General features: G+C 68.8%; 15 protein-coding genes. 5 read left to right on the top strand and 10 right to left on the bottom strand.

The features are described from left to right. Nucleotides 1-217: 217 nt before the first annotated feature. On the bottom strand, nucleotides 218-1,108 hold the full coding sequence (locus DD559_RS07590) for an N-acetylmuramic acid 6-phosphate etherase (protein WP_116470782.1): 891 nt from the start codon (nucleotides 1,106-1,108) through the stop codon (nucleotides 218-220). Nucleotides 1,109-1,122: 14 nt separating this feature from the next. After that, nucleotides 1,123-2,676 carry a sodium:solute symporter gene (locus DD559_RS07585; RefSeq protein WP_116468645.1) on the bottom strand — a complete coding sequence of 518 codons (1,554 nt, stop codon included), beginning with the start codon at nucleotides 2,674-2,676 and terminating at the stop codon, nucleotides 1,123-1,125. 180 nt (nucleotides 2,677-2,856) lie between these two features. On the opposite strand from DD559_RS07585, the gene DD559_RS07580 reads away from it, so the two are divergent. Genes DD559_RS07580 through DD559_RS19785 form a run of 4 tightly spaced genes read left to right on the top strand, consistent with a single transcriptional unit; the run spans nucleotide 2,857 to nucleotide 6,292 of the window. Then, nucleotides 2,857-4,200: a serine hydrolase domain-containing protein gene (locus DD559_RS07580; RefSeq protein ID WP_240610162.1), complete on the top strand. Its 1,344-nt coding sequence runs from the start codon at nucleotides 2,857-2,859 to the stop codon at nucleotides 4,198-4,200. Beyond that, the gene (locus tag DD559_RS07575) at nucleotides 4,191-5,255 is read left to right on the top strand and encodes a beta-N-acetylglucosaminidase domain-containing protein (RefSeq protein WP_116468643.1); all 1,065 of its coding nucleotides are present in this window, start codon (nucleotides 4,191-4,193) and stop codon (nucleotides 5,253-5,255) included. The genes DD559_RS07580 and DD559_RS07575 overlap by 10 nt, the downstream gene beginning before the upstream one ends. Nucleotides 5,256-5,267: 12 nt before the next feature. Continuing rightward, nucleotides 5,268-6,152, top strand: coding sequence for a glucosamine kinase nucleotide-binding domain-containing protein (locus DD559_RS07570; protein ID WP_116468642.1), 885 nt, complete (start codon nucleotides 5,268-5,270; stop codon nucleotides 6,150-6,152). Next, nucleotides 6,149-6,292 carry a hypothetical protein gene (locus tag DD559_RS19785; RefSeq protein ID WP_165831044.1) on the top strand — a complete coding sequence of 48 codons (144 nt, stop codon included), beginning with the start codon at nucleotides 6,149-6,151 and terminating at the stop codon, nucleotides 6,290-6,292. Before DD559_RS07570 ends, DD559_RS19785 begins: the two co-directional genes overlap by 4 nt. Here DD559_RS19785 and DD559_RS07565 read toward each other — a convergent pair. The 8 genes from DD559_RS07565 to DD559_RS07530 form a co-directional block, all read right to left on the bottom strand. After that, on the bottom strand, nucleotides 6,278-8,374 hold the full coding sequence (locus DD559_RS07565; RefSeq protein ID WP_116468641.1) for an alpha/beta fold hydrolase: 2,097 nt from the start codon (nucleotides 8,372-8,374) through the stop codon (nucleotides 6,278-6,280). The two genes, DD559_RS19785 and DD559_RS07565, sit on opposite strands and share 15 nt — an antisense overlap. A gap of 85 nt (nucleotides 8,375-8,459) precedes the next feature. Beyond that, nucleotides 8,460-9,851, bottom strand: coding sequence for a D-alanyl-D-alanine carboxypeptidase/D-alanyl-D-alanine endopeptidase (gene dacB / locus DD559_RS07560; RefSeq protein ID WP_116468640.1), 1,392 nt, complete (start codon nucleotides 9,849-9,851; stop codon nucleotides 8,460-8,462). Beyond that, the gene (locus DD559_RS07555; RefSeq protein ID WP_116468639.1) at nucleotides 9,848-10,732 is read right to left on the bottom strand and encodes a LysR family transcriptional regulator; all 885 of its coding nucleotides are present in this window, start codon (nucleotides 10,730-10,732) and stop codon (nucleotides 9,848-9,850) included. The genes dacB and DD559_RS07555 overlap by 4 nt, the downstream gene beginning before the upstream one ends. A gap of 9 nt (nucleotides 10,733-10,741) precedes the next feature. Then, nucleotides 10,742-12,007, bottom strand: a complete 1,266-nt coding sequence (locus tag DD559_RS07550; protein WP_116470781.1) for a dicarboxylate/amino acid:cation symporter — start codon at nucleotides 12,005-12,007, stop codon at nucleotides 10,742-10,744. Beyond that, a complete protein-coding gene (gene dgcA / locus DD559_RS07545) occupies nucleotides 11,998-12,996 on the bottom strand; it encodes an N-acetyl-D-Glu racemase DgcA (RefSeq protein WP_116468638.1) in 999 nt (332 codons plus the stop codon). The genes DD559_RS07550 and dgcA overlap by 10 nt, the downstream gene beginning before the upstream one ends. Next, nucleotides 12,954-14,000, bottom strand: a complete 1,047-nt coding sequence (gene dgcN / locus DD559_RS07540) for an N-acetyltransferase DgcN (RefSeq protein ID WP_116468637.1) — start codon at nucleotides 13,998-14,000, stop codon at nucleotides 12,954-12,956. The genes dgcA and dgcN overlap by 43 nt, the downstream gene beginning before the upstream one ends. Before the next feature lie 71 nt (nucleotides 14,001-14,071). Beyond that, entirely contained in the window at nucleotides 14,072-15,658 is a 1,587-nt protein-coding gene (locus DD559_RS07535) for an N-acyl-D-amino-acid deacylase family protein (protein WP_116468636.1), read from the bottom strand. After that, entirely contained in the window at nucleotides 15,655-17,991 is a 2,337-nt protein-coding gene (locus tag DD559_RS07530) for a penicillin acylase family protein (protein ID WP_116468635.1), read from the bottom strand. The genes DD559_RS07535 and DD559_RS07530 overlap by 4 nt, the downstream gene beginning before the upstream one ends. A 262-nt stretch (nucleotides 17,992-18,253) precedes the next feature. Between DD559_RS07530 and DD559_RS07525 the strand changes: the two genes are divergently transcribed. Next, a complete protein-coding gene (locus tag DD559_RS07525; RefSeq protein ID WP_116468634.1) occupies nucleotides 18,254-21,205 on the top strand; it encodes a TonB-dependent receptor plug domain-containing protein in 2,952 nt (983 codons plus the stop codon). The last annotated feature ends 57 nt before the right edge of the window (nucleotides 21,206-21,262 follow it).

Below are 21,262 nucleotides of genomic sequence, written 5' to 3'. Positions count from 1 at the left end.
CCGATCCGCGCTAGCCGCCCGGCGGGTCTTAACCTGTTTTAGGGACTTGCGGCGGAACGGCTGGGGGAAGGCGGTCGTTGAAATTGACGCGTGCCGGCGCAGCCCGCTTCCTGCTCTACGTTCCAGGTTGCGGGCGGGCCTGCTCGCAGATCCAGCCAGCCCTGATCGCACCGGCAAGCTGCCGGATCGGTGTGTCGGCGAGGGTCCGCCCCACGCGCTACGCTTCGCGGCGCCAAAGCCGTAGCGCGGCACGCAAATTCAGATCGCTTGCGATCAGCAGCGCCCTCGCTTCTTCAAGGCTCGCGCCCATGGCAATCAAGACGCCCGTCTTCACGTCGCGATCGGCGACTTCGAGAGCGGCATCAGCAGCGTCGCGATCGACATGTGCAAGATCCGCTACCATGCGCTGTCCCCGCGCGAGCAACTTCGCGTTCGATACGCGCATGTTCACCATCCGGCCGCGATAGACCAGCCCCTTGCGCAGCATGATCGCGGTGGACAACAGGTTCAGGACGGCCTTCTGCGCCGTCCCGGCCTGCATTCTGGTAGAGCCGGCGACAACTTCCGGCCCGGTGTCGACGAGCAAAGGATGGTCTACCGCGTCCAGCAGCGGCGTTGCGGGATTGTTGGCGATGCCGATCGTCAGCGCGCCAGCGGCACGCGCTGCGCGCATCGCCGCAACGGTGTATGGCGTACGACCGCTCGCTGCGAGGCCCACCACCACATCTGCCGCCCCAAACCCTGCTTCCCGAACCGCATGCGCACCCGCTTCCGCATCATCCTCGGCGCCTTCGACCGCTTCGGTGAGCGCCTTTAGCCCCCCGGCCATCAGGAAATGCACCCGCGCACGAGGCCAGTTGAAGGTAGGATAAAGCTCCACCCCATCCTGTACGGCAATCCGCCCGGAGGTACCGGCGCCGACATAAGCGAGCCGGCCCGTACTCCCGAGCCGCAGCCCCGCTGCTTCCGCCGCCGCGGCAATCGGCCCGGTCAGCCCCCGAACACTGGCGATCGCCGCCGCCTGACCGTCCACCATTGCCTCGACCGCGCGGGCGATCGGCCATTGATCGATATCTTCGTAGCGGGGATCGATCTTTTCAGTTGCCATGGCACTGCGTCCTTTCAGCCGCGCGCGACGCTGGGCGAGGCGCGCGCGATACAAATGAGGAAGGCGACGAGCGTGCCGATGCAAAGCTGGAAAGGAAACGCCAGGGCCGTCAACGGAGCTGGCAATCCGATCGCGCGTGCAATCGCCGGCTGGAGCAGCGAAACCGTGGCGAAGCCGGCAAGCAACGCGGCGATAACCGAACCCGTGGTTCCCCGCGCCGTGAACACCGCGGCGAAATAGACGCCGAGCAGCCCCGCATAGGCGAACACCATCACCTGCAGCGCGAATTCCAGCAGCCCCATGTTCGAATGGTGCTGCCAGAAATAGGATGCCACCGCCATGGCGAGCATCGCCAGCCCGATCAGCGCCATGCCCACCCGCCCGGCCACGACATAATGCCGGTCTGCGGCGGCGCTGCGCTTCTCGCGCCAAGGGCGATAAAAGTCCTGGATCAGCACGGAAGACATGGCGTTGAGCGCCGAATTGGTCGTCGCCACCGCCGCCGCGGTGATGCCTACGGTGACCAGCCCGCGCAGCCCGGGCGGCACCTCGGTGAGGATATAGTGCATGAAGATGCTGATCTTCTCGCCGCCGAACTGCTGGCCGGCCTGCGCCGTCGCGCCGCGCATCAGATCGGGTCGATCATAGAATATGTAGAGCAGCAGGCCGATGGTGACGAACAGCGCCACCACCGGCACGGTCGCCAGCACCGAAAGATACAGGCCCCGCGCGCCGGTCCGCGCGTCGCGGCAGGCGAGCAGCCGCTGCGTCATATCCTGGTCCATCCCCGCCGACGCGGTGTGCAGCAACGTCACTCCGGTGACGATGGCGAGCAGCGAGAAGGGCTTGTCCAGGCTTGTCGAGAGGTCGAACAGGCGCAGCTTGTTGATGCCCTCCGGGGTATACGCCAGCCCCTGCAGGATCTCGGCATTGGTCGCGGGGATCGATAGCCGCAGGAACACCAGCACCGCGATCGCCGATCCCAGATAGATGACGAACTGCACCAGGTCGTTCCACAGTACCGAACGCAGCCCGCCGACAAAGGTGAACAGGAAGCTGGCCGCCACCAATGCGGCGGCCGCGAACAGGATGCTCGTCGCACTCACCGTCATCGTCGCGACCATGGCGATCGCGATCGCGGCGAGGTAGATGCGCGCGCCCCCCGCAAAGACGCGGCCGACCAGGAACATGCCCCCTGCCCAGCGGGTCGCGCGTGTACTGAACCGCTGGGTCAGCAGTTCATAGGCTGTAGTGACCCGTGCGGCATAGAAGCGCGGGATCAGCACGTGCGCTACGAAGATCGCTCCCAGCAGCACGCCCAGGTTGGAGCCGACATAGCTGAAGTCCCCCCTGTAGCCATAGTCGGGCGCGCCGAGAAAGGTCGCCGCCGACTGGGTCGCAGACAGCACCGAGACCGCCGCCAGCCACGCAGGCACCGTTCCGCCGGCAAGGAAGTAATCCCGCGCGGTTTCGGTATGGCGCGGCATGAACACCCAACCGCCGATCAGCAATATCGCGAAATAAGCCGCGATCACGATCCAGTCTGCCAGCGTGAAGGAGAGTGCCATCGTTGTCGCCACCCATTCTGGAAGGAAGTGCTCGCCGGACCTGCCGCCTTCACCCGCGGAACGGGTCGCATATCCTTCCGACCCCTGTAAAGCTTGGGCCATGGCCGGCCGTTATAGCTGCCGGTCCTGGTGGAATGGGGTGCCCGACGGCAGCGTGCTATGGCTGGGAGGATGGAGCGCATGACGATCCGTAACCCGCGTGAAGGCCGTTCCCGCACCCGCATGACCCTGGGGCGGCTGGTGGCGTGCGCGGCATTGCTGGCGCCAGCCGCTGCGCTGGCTGCAACCGTCGATACCTGTCCCGAGCTCCAGACCACGCCCGTCGCGCCCAATGGCACCCGCTACGCCAGGCTCGAAACGGCGGTGCGTACCGGCGTCGGTACGCTCTACCCCGGCGCCGTCCTGCTGCTGGCGGAACGGGGGCGCATCGTGCATCGCGCCGCCTTTGGCGATGCCCAGACGCTGGCCTCCACGCCGGAGGGGACGCTGCGGCCGCTAGCCAAGCCACGTGCGATGGCCATCGACACGCTTTTCGACATGGCCTCGGTCACCAAGGTCGAGGCGACCACCGCCGCGATCCTCCATCTCGTCGGCACGGGCAGACTGTCGCTCGACGACCGGCTGGGGATGCTGCTGCCGGGGTTCCGGGACACCGACAAGGCGGAAATCACCCTGCGCCAGTTGCTCACCCACCGCGCGGGCCTATGGGAATGGCAACCGACCTGGCTGCACCGCGACACATCGGGCCAAGTGCTGCCCTATCTGGCGGCACTGCCACTGCGCTACCCGGTGGGTGCGCGCTTCGCCTATTCCGATCTCGGCTTCATGCTGCTCGGCACGATCGTCGTCCAGGCCGCCGGGATGCCGCTCGACCGCTATCTCCGCGAAACGGTTTATCGCCCGCTCGGCATGGTCGACACCGGCTTCCTCCCCGCACCGGCGCTGGGCCGGCGCGCCGCGGCGACTTCAGAAGGGGATGCGTACCAGCGGCGCATGGCGGAAACCGGCAAGCCCTATCCCGCCGCGCCTTTTCCGCCCGTCCAGCCCTTTTCCGGCTATCGCAGCGCCATGCTGATCGGCGAGGCGAACGACGCCAATGCCTGGCTCGGCTGGGGTGGCGTCGCGGGTCACGCCGGGCTGTTCTCGACCGCGACGGATCTGGCCCGCTACGCCCAGACGCTGCTGAACGGCGGCTGCTACGGGCGCTGGCGGCTCGCACCGGCAGAGACGATCGCCGCGTTCGAGCAGACGCCCTTTGATCCCGATCAGGCCCTGGGCTTCCACAAGACCGAACTTAGCGGGATCGCTGCGCCCTTTTACGGCCATTCCGGCTTTACGGGCACCTGGTTCGCGTTCTCCCCGCGGCTTGGGCTCACCGTCGTGCTGCTGACCAATCGGCTCCACCGGCGCGATGGCGAACCCTATCCCGCGCTGAATGCGCTGCAGGAGACCGTGCTGCGGGAGGCGGTCGCCGCGATGGCACGGCGCGGGGAAAACCACCGGAAGGGACATGCATGGCGCTGAATCTGGGCGTGATCGAGGGCTTTTTCGGCAAGCCCTGGAGTTGGGCGGACCGCACCACCGTCCTGCGGACGCTGGCGGCCGCCGGCTATCGCTTCTACCATTACGGCCCCAAGGCGGACCCGTTCCTGCGCCGTCGCTGGCGCGAGCCGCATCCGCCCGAGCAGTTCGCCGCGCTCGCTGCCTTCGCCGCCGAATGCAGGGCGCGCAAGGTTCGCTTCGGCGTGGCGCTGACGCCGGTCGGCAGCACCCACCCGTTCGGCGAGGAATCGCGCGCCGCCCTGAAGCAGAAGCTGCGACAGCTCGATGCGCTGGGCCTGGACGACCTCGCCATCCTGTTCGACGACCTGCCCGCCGAACTGCCCGATCTCGCACGCGGACAGGCCGAACTGGTCGATTTCTGCGCGAACAACAGCCGCGCCACCCAGGTGTTCTTCTGCCCGAGCTTCTATTCGGACGATCCCATCCTCGAACGCGCCTGGGGCAAGCGGCCGCCGGCCTATCTGCCTGAACTGGGGCGCTACCTGGATCGCGCGGTGCGGGTCTATTGGACCGGCGAGGAAGTCGTGTCGCGCGAGATCGGCGTCGCCCATCTCCAACGGGTCCAGCAGGAACTCGGCCGCAAGGTCTGCCTGTGGGACAATTATCCGGTCAATGATGGCGTCCGCATGTCGCAGTTCCTGCATCTGCGCGCCTTTACCGGCCGCCCCGCCGCGATCCGCCACCATGTCAGCGGCCATGCGATCAATCCGGCCTCACAACCGATCCTGTCCTGCATTCCGGCCCTGACGCTGGCCGCCAGCTACCGCGAGGGCGAGCGCTATGCCTATGGCGCGGCGTTCCTCGATGCGGCCACCACAGTGCTCGGCCGCGAACTGGCGACGATACTCCGCCGCGACATCCTGCCCTTGCAGGACACCGGGCTCGACAATCTCGGCCCCCGCTTTGCCGAGTTGCGCGAGCGCTATGGCGCGATCGACCATCCGGCGGCACGCGAGATCACCGCCTGGCTGGACGGCCGGTTCCGCACGACGCTGGAAGAAGTGCAGACGCAGTAGCGGAGGATCGGAATGACGCAGTTCTTCCTCGGCGTGGATGCAGGCGGCAGCACCTGCCGCTGCCGCCTGGTCGATGCTACCGGCCGGCTGCTCGCCACTGCCCAGGCCGGCCCCGCCAACGCCGGGCTGGGATTGCAGACACTGTACGCCACGCTGCTTGACGTAGCCGAACAGGCAATCCGCGCGGCCGGGTTGGATGCGACGCAGGTTGCTGGCACCCGCGCGGCGATGGGCATCGCCGGCATTTCACGCCCTGGCGTTCGCGCGGCGCTCGACGATTTCGTCTTTCCCTTCGCATCGACCATGTTCGATACCGATGCCGCCATCGCCAATCTCGGCGCCCATGGTGGCGGCGACGGCGCTGTCCTGATCATCGGCACCGGCAGCGTCGCGCAGGTGCGCGTGGGTGGGCAGAATTTCCGGATCGGCGGCTATGGCTTTCCCATTTCGGACGAAGGCAGCGGTGCCGCGCTGGGCCTGAGCGCGATGCGCCACGCGCTGCGTGCGCTGGACGGGCGGACCCGTGCGACACCGCTCAGCACCGCCGTCACCGAACGCTTCGGCCACGATACCGCCCGCGCCATCGCCTGGATGGATCAGGCTACCCCGCGCGACTATGGCAGCTTCGCGCCGCTGGTGATGGACTATGCCGAAGCCGACGACATCATCGCCCGCTCGATCGTCGAGGACGCAGTCGGCCATATCGAACGCTTCATCGAGACGATCTTCGAACGCGGTGCCACGCGCTGCGCGCTGCTCGGCGGCCTTTCGGCGAAGATGCGGCCGTGGCTGCGGGCCCGCACCGTCGCGCGGCTCAGCGAACCGCTGGGCGATGCGCTGAGCGGCGCGCTTTATCTCGCGGGCCTGCCTGCCCGCACGACGGAGGCACAGCCATGATCGAACGCCGCCAGTTCCTTGCCGCCGCCAGCATCGCCGCGCTGTCCCCGATCGCTCGACCGGCCACGAAGGCACTGCCGGTATCGGCCCCGTCCCCGCGCCTGCTCGCCTCCAACGCCCTCGCACTATTGCGGGGCTGAGCTTCCCAGCGTGCGCACGAGGAAGCCCTCTGCCGCGGCATAGGCTTCTACCCAGCTCTGGTAGCGGAAGAATTCGTGGCGCTCGTCGGGCAGCATCAGCGTCTCCAGCGGCACGCCCCGCGCGGTCAGCGCCTGCGCCAGGCGCACGGACTGGGCGAAGTCGACATTATGGTCGTCATCGCCATGGACGAGCAGCACCGGCGAGCGCCAGCGATCGAGCGCCGCGACCGGCGAGGATTGCCACGCAGTCTCACGCCAGCGCTCCTGCGCAGCGGGTGGCAGCATCGGCGGCGGCGCACGGACCAGATCGTGGACGCCATGGAGATCGACCCCCGCGGCGAAGGTGCCACTGTCGCGGGCCAGCCCCAGCGCAGTCAGATACCCGCCCCAACTGCCACCCCACAGACCGATACGGTGCGGATCGACATCTCCCCGCGCGGCCAGCCAACGCGCCGCGGCCAGCACGTCGCGATACTCGCTGGCGCCCTCCCGCCCGGTCTCGGCTGCCTCGCGGAAGGCGCGGCCATAGCCGGTGCCGCTGCGATAATTGATCGCCAGTACGTCGAAGCCGTCCATGGCGAGGTGCTGGTTAAGCAGATAGGCGTTGGCGTAATAGGGCATCAGGTGGAACGCTGGCAGCATCTGCCGCCGAGGGCCGCCGTGGAGGAAGATCAGTGCCGGGTGCGGCCGGTTGCCCCCGCCCTGCGCGCGGAACAACGTGGCGTGCACGGTCACGCCATCCGCCGTCGTGAAGCGCACCGGTTCGGGTACGACGAAATTGCGGGTTTCGGCAGGGTCACCATCCGTCTCGAGAGGAACCAGCCTGCCCGCGCGGGGCAGTAGCGCGACATGCGGCGGCCGGCGCACATCGCTCGCGACCACGGCAAGCATGCCTCCCGCCACGGTCGGGAAACCCTCGATTCCGTTCCCGGCCGTCCATTGCCGCACGCTGCCGCCCGCAAGCGGGCGCTGCCAGACGTGGCGGCGTTCGAGATCGCCGTGATTGCCGGCAAAGATCAGCGTGCGGCGATCGGCAGACAGCGTGAAATTCTCGACTTCGGCCTCGCCAGGCGTCAGGTCGATCGCGGCGCCGCCCTTGGCCGGCACCGCCAGCACATGCACCCAGCCGCTCGCCTCGGAGGGGAAGAGCAGCCGATCGTCGGCACTCCAGAACAGATTGGCAGTCCGGGTACCATAATAGTCCCCGCCCGCCCCGACCGCCGCCTGCCAGGCGGTGCGGGCCTGGCCCGTCGCCAGATCGACGACGCGTATGCTCCAATAGGAAGCCTCTGTGCCGGTGGCGCCGAAAGGCGGCGGGGTGGACCGGACAAAGGCGATCGAGCGGCCGTCGGGCGAGAAGATCGGCGATACGTCCTGCGTCATCGCCGGATCGGGGTAGCGAAGTGCACCGCTGGCCAGATCGAACAGTGCGACCAGGCCGTGATCACCCCGCCGGCTGACGAAAAGCAGCCGCTTGCCGTCCGGCGACCAGGACAGATACTCGATCGTGCCGGGCAGTTGGGCGAGCGTGGCAGGCCCGCCCTCCGCCACCGACGCAAGCAGCAGCGTCCCGCCTGCCACAAAGGCGATGCTGCGGCCATCGGGCGAGAACACCGGCAGGTGCCCCTCCCCCAGCGACCGAGCCACCGCGCCCTCAGCCGTCGCGCGGACCCAGATGGTTTGGCTGCCGCCCTTTGCCGCATGGCCGCTGTTGGGCGGCGGCAGATCGGGAAATTCGGCATCGCCACCTTGAACCCAGGCGATGGACGTGCCGTCGCGACTTAACGCGAGGCTATGGAGATCGACGCCGTCATCGATGGTCCGGTCCGTGAGGCGGCGCGGCGCCTGTTCCCGGCTGGACGAAAGCCAGATGTTGCGAACACCCGCGCGGAGTTCCACCCAGGCGAATACCGGCTGGTCGCTCGCCCCTACCAGCCCCACCGCCATCGGAAGCGCGAGCAACCGGGCGATCGCCGGGCGGTGATCGGGTTCCGCCGGGGCGGCTGCGGCGGCGAACAGCGCGGTTCCCATCAGCAATGCAGGGAGCAGGAAGCGGCGAGCAGGAACGAAGTGTCTCGACATGCCCGAATTATGCGCGGGGAGCAGCAGCGCGGCCAGATACCTGAAGGCTATGGCCTGCCTACCGCCCGGTTATGCGATCGCCGGCTCAGTTGGCCACCGCGATCGCAACGAGTGCCGCGTCGATCGCCCCCGTTGCGCTTGCACCACCCGGCATGTCGTTGGCATAGGCGGCGAACGTCAGCGTCCGCCCGCTCGCGGCGGTCATGGTGCCGGCCAGCGCATTGGCGGCGTTGAGCGTGCCGGTCTTCGCCCATAGCCGACCCGCCAGCGGCGTACCGATGAACCGCCGGGCAAGCGTCCCATCCGTCGCAGCGACGGGAAAGGTGGCGCGCCATGCCGTTCCCCAGGGCTGGCTGTCCGCCCAGCGCAACAGGGCCACCGTCGCCCTTGGCGTCACCCGGTTGTAGCTGGACATGCCGGCGCCATCGGCAAATTCATAGGTTTCCTTTGCCACGCCCGCGCGGGCGAGCACCCCATCCACCACGGCCTGGCCGGCCCCGACCGATCCGCCCGGCGCCAGCCGGCGCAGCAACAGCTCGGCATGGAGATTCTGGCTCATCTTGTTGGTCTGGCGCAGATCCTCGGCGAGCGGCGCGGGCGTCAGCCGCGCGAGCACCGGCAGCGATGTCGGGGCGGCATCGGTGCCGGGCGGGCGATGCCGGACCGTGATCCGCCCGTTCACTTTCACGCCCGCCGCGCGCAGCATCTGCGCGAACCGCCACGCCGCCCGATGCGCCGGATCGTCTATCCCCACCGCCAGCGGATAGGGGGCGCTGGCGGCCGCGATGCTGCCCGTCAGGCGCACCAGGTCGCTGCCCGGCAGGCGCGCGGCCGCCAGCGTCCGGCGGCTTTCCGCGGCGCCGGTCGTCGCACCATTGTCGATCCGGTAATAGCCGTCGCCCGTCACTTTCGGGGGCATTCCCGGCGCGCCGGGCGCCACGGTCAGCGTGACGATATTGTCGTCCAGCGTAAGCGCGGAGATTCCGGTACCATAGGGCCCGGCCATGTTGTTCCAGCTCATGCCCTGCGGCCAGCGTTCGTCGGCAAAGGCCCTGTCGTCACCGACGACATCGCCTACTGCCCGCGTCTGCCGTGCGACCGCCGCCGCCAGTTCCGCCAGGCAATCGACGTGACAATCGGGCGCGGACGAAAGGCGGGCATCGCCATGCCCCGCCAGTACCACGTCCGGCGTGCCACGCCCCTCCAGCGCCACGGTCGCGCCGCCCGCCGCATCGGGGGCTGCCACGTCGAGCGTAGCGAAGGCGGCGGCAGTGGTGAACAGCTTCGTGTTCGAGGCAGGAATGAAACGTTCGTCCGGCCGCAACGCGACGATCTCCCGTCCTTGGGAATCGACCACGACCAGACCGATCCGGGTACCCGGCGGCGCCTTCGCCAGCGCCTCCGCAACCTCCGGGGGCAGCGGCGCATCGGCGGGCGCGCCCAGCAACAGCAGGGGCAGCAACAGGCTCCACGTCATCGACGCTCGATCTCCTCGCTCAGCAGGCTCAGAAACTCGGCGGCCAACATCGAGGGCGGCCGATCGAGCAGATGGATGGCGTGCACGTCGAAGGTGATCGACGGGCGCAGCGGCCGCATCGCGAGGCCCGGCACCATCGAGGCCGCCGCGGTGAAATTGTCGACGATCGCCAGCCCCACGCCCGCCCGCACCAGCGCCGCGGCAATGTAGAAGGTCCGCGCCACCACCACTTCGTCGAGCACCAGGCCGAGCCGGTCGATCTCCTCCGACAGCAGCTTGCCGATCGGTCCACTGCCCTTGAGCGAGATCAGCGGCCGCCCGGTGAGTTGCGACAGTTCCAGCCGCGGCGGCGCGTCCGGCATGTCGCGCTCGCGGTAGAGGACGACCAGTTCGCCTTCGCCGAGCCAGCTATGGGTAAGCGCCACGCCGCGCGGCGGCTCGCTGGCGATGGCGATGTCGCTTTCGCGCTCATAGAGTTTGCGGAGCAGATCGTCGTGGTGGACGGTCTGCAGATCGAAGCGCACGTTCGGCCGCCGCGCCAGGAAGCGCGACACCGCATCGGGCAGCACCCCCAGCCCCAGGCTGGGCAGCGCCGAGATGCGCAGCGTCGTCCCCGCCCCGATCCGCAGATTGCGCCCCGCCTCGCGCAGCGCACGGACCCGTTCCTGGATATCGGCGACATCGGCGAACAGCGCATGGGCATCCTCGGTCGGCAGCAGCCGGCCATTGGAGCGCTGGAACAGCTCGAACCCGAGCAGGCTCTCGGCATGGCGGAGCGTCTTCGACACCGAAGGCTGCGAAACGTTGAGCGCGCGGGCAGCGGCGGAGACCGAACCGTTGACGTATACGGCGTGGAAAATCTCGATATGGCGCAGGTTCATGGATGCAGCCTAGCGCTCCCGATCCCAATCGGCCACCGGCCCGCGAAAGCGCGCCACATCCAGCTCGCCCTCCCCGCGCGCGACCAGCGTGGCGACCGCGAGGTTGGCCGAAGCGGACGGCACGGTGCGCGTCATGTCGAGCAGCCGGTCGAACGGCAACACCAGCCCGACGATCAGCGCAGTCTGCTCCGCCCCCACGCCGACTGCCGAGAGCATCGCCGCCAGCATGAACAGGGAGGCGGACGGGATCGGCGCCGTGCCGAACGCGGCGAGTGCGCCGGTCAGCAACATCGTGACGAGCATCGTCGCGTCGGGCACGATCCCCAGCGCCTGCAAGGCAAACTGGCCGAGCAGCCCGACATACATGGCGGTGCCGTCCTTGCCGATCGCCGCGCCGAGCGGGAGCACGGTGGAGGCGACGCCGCGCGACACACCGAGATTGTCCTGCGCCACCCGCAGCGCTACCGGCAAGGTGGCCGAGGATGAAGCGGTCGAGAAGGCGACGACCAGCGCATCGACGATCCCGCGGAAGAAGCGGAAGACCGGCAGCCGCGCGACCAGCCCGATCATCGCGGCATGGACCACCAGCATCTGGATCAGCGAGGCGAGCACCACCCCCAGCGCGAGCCAGCCGACATGGACGAACACCGCCGCGCCGTTCGCCGCCACCGCCTGGGCGATCAGCGCCAGCACGCCGAACGGCGTCACTTCCATCACTGCGCGAACGATATGCAGCAGCACCGCCGACAGCCCTTGCAGCAGGGCGACGACGGGCTTCCCTGCCTCTCCGGCCAGCACGCTGCCGCTGCCGAGCAACACCGCAATGAAAGTGATCGCGAGCATGTCACCGCGCACCAGCGCGTCGAAGATGTTGAGCGGCACGATCGCCAGCAACTGCTCGGACGGCGGCACCGGCGGCCCCAGCGGATGCGGTACCACGCCGCCCAGCGGCATCGCCACACCGGGACGCAGCAGCAGCCCTGTCGCCATGCCGATCGATACCGCGATCAGCGTGGTGACGGCGAACAGCCCGACGGTGCGCCCGCCGATCGGCCCCAGCCGTCGCGGATCGCCCAGCGTCGCGATGCCTGCAGCAATGGTGATCAGCACCACAGGCACCACCAGCATCTTGATCAACCGGACGAACAACGCGCCGACCAGCCCGATCGCGCCCGCCGCCTCGGGCCAGAACAGGCCGATCGCGACGCCCAGCAGCAACCCGCCGACCACGCGCTTCCACAGCGGAATGGCGAACCAGCCGCGGATCAGGCGCAAGCCGGCGTCCCCCAAAAGCCCGGTGCGGGCGCGGCGAGGATGCCTCCATCATCGCGCGCGCCGCCCACCCGGTCCTCGGCCAGCCAGAGCGGTCCGTCGAGATCGACGAACGCCGCTCCGCCCGCGACCAGCATCGCCGGGGCGATCCCCAGCGACGAACACACCATGCAGCCCACCATCAGTCCGAACCCCCGCGCCTTCGCTTCTGCCGCAAGCGCCAGAGCTTCGGTCAAGCCGCCGGTCTTGTCGAGCTTGACGTTGACATGGCTGTACAGGCCGGCAAGCCGATCGAGGTCGGCACGGATATGCAGCGCCTCGTCGGCGCAGATCGGGATCGCGCCGGCCAGCGCCGCCAGCCCCGCATCCTCGCCCGCCGGCACCGGCTGTTCGAGCAGATCGACCCGGTGGGCTCGCAGCATCGGCAGCCGGTCGGCCAGATCCTCCACCCGCCAGCTTTCATTGGGATCGACGATCAGCCGGGGCGCGGGGGCGACGGCGCGGACGGCGGCAATCTGTTCGTCGGCCGCGTCGCGATCGACCTTGATCTTGAGCAGCGGCACATTCGCCGCCCCCCGCGCGGCGCGCGCCATCGCCTCGGGGCTATCGATGCCGATGGTGATCGCCGAGGCCAGCGCATCGACCGGCGCAATACCGGCCAGCACAGCGACGCTGGCGCCGGCCAGCCGCGCTTCCAGATCCCATAGCGCGCAATCGACCGCGTTGCGCGCGGCCCCGGCCCGCATCGCCACGGCGATATCGGCGCGGGTGGCGCCCTGCTCGATCAGCGGCCGTACCGCCGCGATCTCGGCAAGCGCGGCTTCGATCGTCTCGCCATAGCGCGGATAGGGCACGCCTTCGCCCCGCCCCGCCACGCTGCCCTGGCCGATCGTCACCGTCACCACATCGGCGGCGGTCTTCACCCCGCGCGCGATGCGGAAGGGCTTGCTTAGCGGGAAGCGGTCGTGGCGAGCGTCGAGGGTGCGGCGCATGGCGTCTCCAGCAAGCAGTCGAGGATCGGTTCCGAACCGAAGCGATAGGGATCGGTGCAGGGCAGGCCCAGCGCATCCTCGGTATCGCGGCACAGCCGACGGGCCTCTGCCTCGTCCAGCTTGGCGGTGTTGAGCGCCACGCCGACCGCGCGCACCGCCGGGCTGGTCAGCCGGGCGACGCGGAGATTGGCCTCCAGGCATTCGGCCAGCCCCGGCATCGGAAAGTGCGGCAGGCCGCGCATATGGGGGCGCAACGGATCGTGGCACAGCACCAGCGCCGCCGGCTGCGCGCCGTGGAGCAGGCCGGTGGACACCCCGGCAAAGGCCGGATGGAACAGCGATCCCTGCCCCTCGATCAGATCCCAGCCACCATCGTCGCGCGCCGGCGCCAGCGTCTCGATCGCGCCGGCGATGAAATCGGCGATCACCGCGTCGAGCGGCACGCCGTCCCCGGCGATCAGGATCCCGGTCTGGCCGGTGGCACGGAAATCGGCGGCAACGCCCCGCGCCCGCAGCGCATCGCGCAGGCACAAGGTGGCGTACATCTTGCCGACCGAGCAATCGGTGCCGACGGTGAGCAGCCGATTGCCCGCCCGCCGCCGGCCATTGCCCACCGGCAAATCTTCGGGCGCATCGCGCACATCGAACAGGGTGACGCCCACCTCCGCCGCTGCCGCGACCAGTTCGGGCACGTCGCGCAGCCGCTGGTGCAGTCCGCAGGCGATATTCAGCCCGGCGCGGATCGCGGTGAGCGCATCGCCGATCATCCAGTCGGGAAAGCGCCCGCCCGGATTGGCGATCCCCAGCACCAGCGTGCGCGCACCGGCGGCGCGGCCGGCGGCGGCGTCCATGCGCGGCAGGCCGAGGGTGAAGGGGCAATCGTCGTGCCGCCATTCCCCCACGCAATCGTCGCCGCGAAAGGCAGCCAGGCCGCGCGAGGTCTTGAGGCCGATCTCGTCATCGGAATGGCCGAGATAGAGGAGGTAGGGAGCGGGAATGGTCATGATGCGAGCATGATAGGGGCGGCGGGGCCAGCGCTGCCAATCGCGCTCGCACCGCCGCCTATAACGCTGGGCTATTGGCCGCAGCCATTGGGCCGGGGCCGCAGCAGCGCCCGCCCCGCCGCGACGCCCGTCGCCGCGCTGTCGGACAGCGCCAGCCGGCCGTTGACGAACAACGCCGCCACGCCGACGCTGGGGATACGCGGATGGAGGTAATCGGCACGCGGCGCGTAGGTCTTGGGATCGAGCACCACGACATCGGCATAATAGCCCTTCCGCAGATAGCCGCGCTGCGGGATGCGATACATGTCCGCCGTCGCGCCGGTGGAGCGGCGGATGAACTGCTGGAGGGTGATCACCTTCCGCTCGACGACATAGGTGCGATAGAGCCGTGGGAAGGTGGCATATTGGCGCGGGTGCCCGTTCGATCCGTCCGACGAGGTGACCACCCAGGGCTGCCGCATGATCAGATCGACATCGCGATCGATCATGTTGAAGCTGGCCACGTCCGTGCCCGCCGGGCCGGTGCCCGCCGCATCGGGGGTGCGCAGGATCCGGATCGCCGCGTCGATCGGCGATAGCTGCCACTGGCGCGCCATCTGCGCCAGCGTCTTGCCGGTCCAGGGCTGGTCCTGCGCGGTCAGCAGCAGCGATTCCGCCCCGCCCCGCCGCCGCAGATTCTCCACCATCTCGGTCTTCAGCCGCGCCATCGTCGGCGGATCGTCGAAGCGGGCGAGCAGCTTCCGGTAGCCGCCATCCATCGCCCAGCTCGGCACCAGCGCGGCATCGACGCTGGAGCCCGAGGCGAGCCAGGGATACTGATCGGCGGTGACGGTCTGGCCCGCGCGCCGCGCCGCCTCGATCGTGGCGATCAGCGCGGGCGCCTGCCCCTGCACCGGCACGCCGAGCGCCTTCAGATGGGCGAAATGCACCGGCGTGCCGGCGATGCGGCCGATTTCGATCGCCTCCCGGGTCGAAGCGAGCAGGCCGATCGAATAGTTGGATTCGTCGCGCTGATGGGTGTCGTACATGCCGCCGCGCTTGCCGGATTCGCTGGCGACGGCGGCCACTTCGTCGGTCTTGGCGAAGCTCTGCGGCGGGTAGAACAGGCCGGTGGAAAGGCCATAGGCGCCTTCGCACATCGCGCTGGCGGCAAGGCGCTTTTCCTCCGCCAGTTCCGCCGGGGTCGGCGCGCGGGCGTCCTGCCCCAGCACATGCTCGCGGATCGCGCCGAAGCCGACGAACGGCACGACATTGGTGCCGATGCCGCTCGCCTCCAGCGCGCGGGCATCCTTGGCGACCTCGAACGTGCCATAGCCGTCGACGCCGATCACCACGGTGGAAACGCCCTGGGCCAGCCAGGGCAGGTTGAGCCGTGCCTTGGCATCGGGCGAACGGATATAGCTGTCCGGATGGGTGTGCGCGTCGATCAGGCCGGGCGCGACGATCATGCCGCGCGCGTCGATCACCGTGCCCGCCGTCGTCCCGCGCGCACGGCCGACATAGACGATGCGATCGCCTTCCAGCTCGACATCGCCGACAAAGGGCGGCGCCTCCGCCCCCGTATAGATGGTGCCGCCCCGGATCACGACATCGACGCGCGGTGCACTCGCCGCCGTGGCGGCACACCAGACCAGGGCAGTCAGGACAAGGCGCTTCATCGCGGGCTCCTTTCGGGGTGGAGATGCGTGGTACGGGCGGCCGCCGCATCCACGGCGGCGCGGCTGAACGGCATGGGCTGCATCGTGCCGGCGATCCAGGGAATTGTCTGGTCGCGGGCATGGAGGGAGCGCGGATCGTTGGACTGGCCCGGCAGGTTGAGCATCACCGAACGATCCCAGTCGCCGACATCGATCACTTCGAGATAGCTCGCGCCGCCGCCGACACGCCAGTCCGGCCCGTTGCCCAGCCAGCGCGCCATCACCGTGAAGCTGTCGCCGCCGGAGCCGCCCGCCTCGATCGGCGGAAAGGCCGCCGCGATCGCCGGGATGCGGGCCAGCGGATGGGCGATGCGGACGCGGTGGAGCGCGTCCCACCGCCATGCCGCGGGATCGCTGCCCAGCAGCTTCGTCGCTTCCGTCCAGCTGGCGGCGAGCGACGCGTCGACCAGGTCCGGCCGCTCGGCGGCGACACGGAGCAGCTCGGGCGGCTCGATCGCCGGGATCAGGCTGCGCGCCCCTTCCGGCACCAACGCGGCGAGCATCTGTGCGTTGAGCTGGCGCAGCACGATCTCGTAGAGCGCCGCCGCGCCGCTCGCCCCGTCGATCCGGGCGTCCCAGCGGGCCAGCATCGCCGTGGCGGCGGCGGCTCCGGGCGATGGCTGGCGCGGCAGCATCGCCTGGAAGCGCTGGGCCAGCAGCGACAGCGTGTCGTGCTGAAGCGCGATGCTGTCGGCGATGCTGTGGCGGGTCTGCTTCGACAAGACCTGTGCGATCCGATCGTAGCGGGCGGAGTCGCGGAACGAATAGGCCGGGCTCCGCGCGGCGGGCCAGCCGGGCGGCAGGTTGTTCTGGTTGGCCGAGGCGAACCAGCCCGCGGGCGGATCATAGTCGCTGGGCAAGGCGCGGAAGTCGCGCATCCCCACCCAGTCATAGCGGCCATCGCCTGGAACCGGCAGCAGGCCGTTGCCGCGCTTGCGCTGCGGCCAGAAGCCGATCACCTGCCGACCGTGATGTCCGCGCACATCGGCATAATGGAAATTGGTCGGTGCCGGGTGCAGCTTGAATGCCTCACGCAGGCTGGCCCAATCCTGTGCGAGGTTGATCGCCACCATCGAAAAGGCGCCCGACCCGCCCGGCTGCATCCCTACCGAGGCGAGCGCCGTCGCGCGCAACCGGCCGGGGTCGTGCGACACCACCGGCCCCTGCACGGCATAGCGCAGCACCGCCCGGTGCGGCGGGGCATCCTTTACCGGAATATCGATCTCTACGCGCGTGAAGCGCTTCCAGCCGCCGTCATGGCGGTAGCGTTCGGGGTCCTGGGGATCGAGCTCCAGCACGAACAGGTCTTCCTGGTCGATGTGGAAATTGGTGCGGCCGAAGGCGAAGCGATCGGTATGCCCCTGCATGATCCCTGCCAGCCCCGGCGCGCCGCCGCCGATCACGTCCAGGCCGGGGGCGGTGAGATGGGCAACATGGCGCGGCCCGAACCCGCCGATGCCCAGATGCGGATCGTTGGCCAGGATCGGGCGGCCGGTGGCGGTGCGGCTGCCGGCCACCGTCCAGGCGTTCGATCCGGCATTGGTGGCGCTGAGCAGCTCGTCCGGGTCCTGGGTCGGGGTCTCGCGGCCGAACGGGAGCGGCCCCAGCCGCAGCACGCCCATATCCGCCTCGCGCACCTGCGCGGCATCCAGCCCCTCCGGCACCGTCATCGCGATGGCGGGGCGCAGCGGCGCGACCAGCCGGTCCAGCGCGAGCAGGTCCATCGCCGCCAGCCGGGCGCGGCGGATCTCGTCGTCGACATTGCCGACCGAACCGCCACGCGCCAGCACCAGGTCGCGCACCTCCCAGCGCAGCGGCAGCACGCCCAGGATGCGGTATTCCAGCGGCAACAGCGTCGGATCGCCCTCCACCTCCGCGATGCGCGCATTGATCCCCGCGACATAGCCCCGCACGCATTCCAGCACCGGTCGCGGAATGCGGGCCAGTTCCGCATCCAGATCGCCGCGATAATGGAACAGCTGCGCAGCGGCATCATGTTCGGCGAAATCGGCACCGAACACTTCCGCCATCCGCCCCATGGCACGGCGATGCCCGAAATCGATCTGAAACAGCCGGTCGCGCGCGACGACATAGCCCTGGCCGAAAAAGGCATCCGCCTTGGTCGCGGCGCGGATGTGCGGCACGCCCCAGCGGTCGTCGACGATCTCGATCGGCTGCGACAGCCCTGCAACGGTCGCGTGGGAAGGCACCTCGACCGGCCACGCCTGCGCGCGCGCAGTGCCGACCGCGCCGAACGCGGTGGCGCCGAACAGGAAGCTGCGGCGATCGACCATGATGTCCCCTCGTGCCAGCCACGCGGCGCGATGCTCCTCGAAGGGGCGGCGTGGCGCGTGGAGGGGAGCATAAGGCGGCGCAACGCCAGCGCAATCGCACCATAATCCAAGGCTATGGCATACCCAACGATCGATTGTCGCGGGAGCCTTGACCTGGCGCGCATTCGCCCGGCACCATCGCCTACAGCACGGATCAGCGACAAGAACATGACCGTCCGCAGGGAAATCACGCTCCAGGCGCATATATGAAGGGGGATTGCAGATGACCGACGGATCATGGCGCCGGCTACTTTCAGCCGGGACGGGGCTGACCGCCTTGTCGATGGCGCTGGCAGCGCCGGCTTTCGCCCAGACCGAGACATCCGTCGGCACCGAGGCAGCCCAGGCGCGCAGCGAAGCGGAGAGCGTCTCCCCCGACGACCTGATCGTCACCGGGACACGCATCGTGCGCAACGGCTTCCAATCGCCGACGCCGCTGACGGTGGCGACGCAGGAGGATATCCGCAACACGTCCCCGACCAACAACATCGCCGATTTCGTCAACCAGTTGCCCGCACTGGCAGGCTCCACCCGACCCTCCAATTCGCGGCTGGCGATCAGCTCCGGCCTCGCCGGCATCAACGCACTCAACCTGCGCGGGCTGGGCGAGATTCGCACGCTGGTGCTGCTCGACGGTCGACGGACGGTAGGATCGTCCGTAACCGGGCTGGTCGACGTCAACACCTTCCCGCAGGCGTTGGTGAAGAGCGTCGAGATCGTCACCGGCGGCGCTTCGGCCGCCTATGGTTCGGACGCCGTGGCAGGCGTCGTCAACTTCGTGCTCGACAAGAAATATACCGGCATCAAGGCCAGCGCCGACAGCGGCATCACCGGGCGCGGTGACGGCGCCAACTATTCGTTCAGCCTCGCCGCCGGCACCGCCTTCGGCAGCGACGATCGCGGCCATGTCCTGCTGAGCGGCGAGTGGGCGCACCGCGACGGCATCTTCCAGGTCGACCGCGATTGGAATGCGCGCGGGCGGGTGCGCATCACCAACCCGAATTACACCAACACCAACGGCCAGCCGCAATATCTGATCCGGCAGCCGGTGGGCGTCGCCAACGCGACCCCGGGCGGGATCATCCTCAATTCCAGCGGTGGCGTGGCCAACCGGCTGCGTGGCATCTATTTCGGCAATGGCGGTGCCGCGCGCCAGTTCCAATATGGCGCCCTCACCTTCCCTGCCCTTGGCGGTGCCACCGCTCCGTCGCTCACCCAGGGCGGCGACTGGCAGCTGAACGATCAGGGCCGCAACATCGGCCTCGACGCCGACGACGATCGCCGCGGCGTGTTCGGCCGCGTGAGCTACGACGTCGCGAGCGGCGTGTCGATCTTCGCCGAGGCATCGTACAACTGGCAGAAGACGCTGTTCAACGCCGGCCCGCAATTGACCACCAGCACCACGCTCAGCGCCGCCAATCCCTATTTGCAGACCGCCCTGGCCAACGCCGTTTCGGCCGGGCTCATCACCCCGGCGGAGCGCACCGCCGTCACCTCGGTGACGATCGGCACCACCGCCGTCGACCTGCCCTATCGCAAGAACAACAGCACCCGCGATGTGCAGCGTTACGCGATCGGCGCGGAGGGCGAGTTCCAGGCGTTCGGCAAGAAGGCGGTGTGGAACGCCTATGCCCAATATGGCGAGACCAATGCGCACGAGCAGTTGCGCGACATCATGAACACCACCCGCATGGCCAACGCGACCGATGCCGTCGCAGCGCCTGCAGGCAACGCGCTCGGCGTGCCGGCGGGGACGACGGTGTGCCGCTCGTCGCTCACCGCACCGACCAATGGGTGTGTGCCGCTCAACCGGCTGGGCCTCGGCGTGACCAACCCCGCCGCGATCGACTATGTGCTCGGCGATCCCTATCGCGACCAGAAGCTGAAGCAGACGGTCGTGGGCGCCAACCTCTCGCTGACGCCGTTCGCGACCTGGGCGGGCGACGTCAGCATCGCGGTGGGTGGCGAATATCGCAAGGAATCGGTTTCCGGCTTCGTGCCTACCGACTTCCAGACCGGCTGGTCGGTCGGCAACTTCCTGCCCACCTTCGGCAGCTACAACGTCAAGGAAGCCTATCTCGAAACCGTCGTCCCGCTCGGGCTGGGCATCGAGTTCAACGGCGCGGTCCGTGCGACCGATTATTCCACCTCGGGCTATGTCACGACGTGGAAGGTCGGCGCCACCTGGCAGCCGATCGAGGATATCCGCTTCCGCGCCACCCGCTCGCGCGACATCCGCGCGCCCAACCTCAGCGAGCTGTTCCAGTCGGGCACCTCGCGCACCAATACGCTGACCGACCCGGCGACCGGGCGTACCACCGTCACCTTCCGCGAACTGACCACCGGCAACCCCAATCTCCGTCCGGAAAAGGCGGACTCGGTCAATATCGGCGTCGTGCTCCAGCCCCGCTTCCTGCGCGGCTTCTCGGCCTCAGTCGACGGGTTCGACATCAAGCTGAAGGATGCGATCGGCCAGTTCTTCGCGCAGGACATCATCAACCGCTGCTATGAAGGGCGGAAAGAGTTCTGCAACGCCTATGGTCCCGATCCGACGGGCGATCGCGAGTTGTTCTTCAAGGCCAGCCCGTTCAACTTCGCCCGCCAATGGGTACGTGGCATCGATTTCGATGCGGGCTACCGCGTCGCGCTCGACCAGATCTTCGGCAAAGCGCCCGGCGCCATCACCTTGCACGGCCTGGCGACCCGCTACATCCACAACATCACCGACAGCGGCGTGCCGAACGTGGTGCCCGTCGATGCCGTCGGCCAGCTGAGCGGGATCAGCCCGCCCAAGTGGATCTATCGCGTCAACGCCAGCTACGAGACCGATCACTTCTCGGTCACCGGCACCGTACGCGGCGTGAGCAGCGGCACCTATGGTAACAACTATATCGTCTGCAACGGAAATTGCCCGGTCGGGCGCCCCGCCGCGACGGTCTCGCAGTTCCCGACGATCGACAACAACCACATTTCGGGTGCGGCCTATGTCGATCTGAACCTGACCGCCAAGATCACGCAGGGCGATCGCATGCGCGGCGAGGTGTTCCTGAACGTCACCAACCTGCTCGATCGCGATCCGATCCTGCTGCCCGAAACCGGGCTGGCAGCGAACAGCACCTATTCGGACCTGCTGGGGCGCGCCTTCCGCGTCGGCGTCCGGTTCGAGATGCGGTGAGCAGCCAGGGCGGGGATGGCGCCTCTGTGGGGCTGCGCGTGATCCATCCCCGCCGCG

The organism is Sphingomonas pokkalii (genome assembly GCF_003096275.1).
GTDB classification, from domain to species: domain Bacteria; phylum Pseudomonadota; class Alphaproteobacteria; order Sphingomonadales; family Sphingomonadaceae; genus Sphingomonas; species Sphingomonas pokkalii.
Note: the sequence above shows the minus strand (reverse complement) of the source record. Positions and strands in the feature narration are given on the sequence as shown.